Annotated in this window: 3 protein-coding genes; 1 reads left to right on the top strand and 2 read right to left on the bottom strand. The window is 65.0% G+C overall.

Going from position 1 to position 2,510, the window contains the following annotated elements; all coding sequences use genetic code 11:
- The coding region (locus AC3XYG_RS20735) for a helix-turn-helix domain-containing protein (RefSeq protein WP_489141768.1) at positions 1-154 on the bottom strand (154 nt) is incomplete at its 3' end.
- A 471-nt stretch (positions 155-625) separates the two neighbouring features.
- Between AC3XYG_RS20735 and AC3XYG_RS20740 the strand changes: the two genes are divergently transcribed.
- Positions 626-1,399 (top strand): alpha/beta fold hydrolase, encoded by a 774-nt coding sequence (locus AC3XYG_RS20740; protein ID WP_489141769.1) that lies wholly within the window; start codon positions 626-628, stop codon positions 1,397-1,399.
- Between the two features lie 49 nt (positions 1,400-1,448).
- Here AC3XYG_RS20740 and AC3XYG_RS20745 read toward each other — a convergent pair whose 3' ends face one another.
- Positions 1,449-2,357, bottom strand: coding sequence for an SDR family oxidoreductase (locus tag AC3XYG_RS20745; protein ID WP_489141767.1), 909 nt, complete (start codon positions 2,355-2,357; stop codon positions 1,449-1,451).
- Positions 2,358-2,510 lie beyond the last annotated feature (153 nt).

Here is a 2,510-nt window from a genome sequence, read left to right on the forward strand (position 1 = left end):
AGAGGTAGACCGTGCCCTTGCTGACCCCGGCGCGGGCGGCGATGTCGTCGATCCGGGTGGCGGCGAAGCCGCGTTCCACGAACAGGTCGAAGGCCGCTTCCAGCAACTCCGCCGGCCGCGCCTCTTTCCGCCGCTTCCGCGTCGCCTCTGCCATGACGGGCTTTCCGATTTAACTACTGACTGACCAGTCAGTTATTAATGAGATCAGTCCGAGAGTCAAGCCATGGCGTCTGCCCCCGGGACCGAGCCCGAGCCCGGGCATCGAACCATGAAGATCAGATGAACATCTGAGCAGATCTATTGACAGTCCCGACTAAAGGATTCCAATATCGCGATCGAGATTCTATAGATTATTGTATATATCGGTTGTATCCTGACTATAGAATTTCACTTTTCTGTATAGTTGCGCAAATTTATCTGAAATTTTATCGGCGGTGACCGAGGGCGCGCCAGACGGCCCGATCCCGGCCCCCCGCAACCCGACCCAAATGCAGAGGTGGAGGATTTGATGCCGACCAATGCGCAAGATCTTTTCGTTGAGATCGATAGTGAAAGCGGTCTTCAGAAAGGTCGTCTGAAGCTGTGCTATCGGCTTGAAGGCGACCCGTCGCATCCGCCCGTGTTGATGGTCATGGGCCTGAACTCCCAGTTGATCTATTGGCCGCAGCCGCTGGTCGACACGATCGTGGGCGCGGGCTATCGGGTCATCCGCTTCGACAATCGTGACAGCGGCCGGACGGAGTGGCTGGCGAAGCCGCCCCTCGCCTACAGCCTGGCCAACATGGCCAAGGACGCCACCCGGCTGCTGGATCACCTTGGCATCGACAAGGCCCATGTCGTCGGCGCCTCGATGGGTGGCATGATCTCGCAACGGCTGGCGATCGATCATTCCGCGCGGGTGCGCAGCCTGTGCTCGATCATGAGCACCACCGGCAATCCGGAGGTCGGCGGCGCCGAGGACGGCGTCTACGAGGAGATGGTCAAGCCGATACCGACCGACCCGGCGGAGGCGATCGACCAGGTCGTCGGGCTGTTCACCCTGATCGGCTCGAAGACATACGCGGCCGAAGAGGAACCGGGTCGCCGGGCGATCGCCACGGCGGGGTATAACCGTTCGCTCGGCCATCCCGGAGGCGGCCTGCGCCAGGTCGCCGCGATCCTTGCCGGCGGCGATCGCACGGAGGCGCTCAAGACACTGACCGTCCCGACTCTCGTGATCCATGGCAACGAGGATCCGCTCATCGCCATCTCCGGCGGCCGGGCCACCCGCGATGCGATCCCGGGGGCGAAATGGCTGGGCGATGCCGAGAACGGCATCGTCGGCATGGGGCATGACCTGCCGGCGCCGGTCCTCGACGAGGTCGCCGCCGGGTTCATCGCTCACCTCGGACAGGTGTAAGGGCGGAGGCCGGGTCCGCCACGGCGGGCCCGGCCCACCCAGCCCCGGCCTATCGGTACCCGGTGGCGTCGGCCGGCTTGCCGGCGTCCTGGACCTCGACGACATAGCGCCAGGCGTCGGGGCGGGAGCCGTCGAGGTCAGTGAAACCGTAGACCGCCGCCAGCTCGCCGCTCGACACCGATTGGCCGTTCCAGCGGGCGCGGCCGGCATCGGCGGCCAGCGCCGCCACCGCCCGGCCGACGAAGCGCGGGGTTTCCGAGATCACGAAATGCGGCACCCGGGCCGTGGCGTCCCGCCAATTCTCTTCGGTGACGCCGAACGCCTCCAGCATCATTTCCGACCGCAGCCAGCCCGGCGTGATCGACAGGGCCGTGGCGCCGTGCGGCTGCAGATCCCTGGCATGGGCCCAGGCCATCCGGTTCACCGCGACCTTGGCCAGATCGTAGAACGGGTTGATGCGGTAGTGGTCGGCATTGTAGGCGGTGGTGCCGTCCGTCACCTCGACCAGCAGCCCGCCCGGGCGTTCGATCAGCAGTGGCAGGGCGTGGTGCGCCGTGATCAGATGCGTGTCGATCGCCAGGTGCAGCAGATGCAGGCCGTTGGCGAGGTCGTGGCTCCAGACCGGCTTGTCCCATTCCTTCAGGGTCTCGCCGCCCCAGACATCGTTGACCAGGATGTCCAGCCGCCCCTGCTCCGCCCGGATCCGCGCCACCAGGTCGGCGACCTGCTGCGGCACGAGATGGTCGACCTGCACCGCGATGCCGGTGCCGCCCAGCGCCGTGACCAAATCGGCGGTGTCCTCGATCGTCTCGGGCCGGTCGTATTCCGACCGCTGCATGCGCGTGCTGCGCCCGGTGACATAGACCGTCGCGCCGGCCGCGCCGAGCTCCGCCGCGATGCCCCGGCCCGCGCCCCGGGTCGCGCCGGCGACCAGCGCCACCTTCCCAGCGAGTGTCATCTCTCCCCCTCCACCATAGGCATCGCCCTTGGGTGATCTTGAGGCGATTCATTTATAAACGATCGTTCATTTATAAACTGAACGCAAGGCCCTGCATGGATAGGTCGGAGTAGTATTATCCAACAGATTTGTTCATCCTTTGTTCCATGGACA

Source organism: Inquilinus sp. (assembly GCF_057815775.1).

Coding starts and splice junctions, on each gene's coding strand:
- AC3XYG_RS20745 (WP_489141767.1), bottom strand. CDS start 2,357: ATGACACTCGCTGGGAAGGTGGCGCTGGTCGCCGGCGCGACCCGGGGC.
- AC3XYG_RS20740 (WP_489141769.1), top strand. CDS start 626: ATGGTCATGGGCCTGAACTCCCAGTTGATCTATTGGCCGCAGCCGCTG.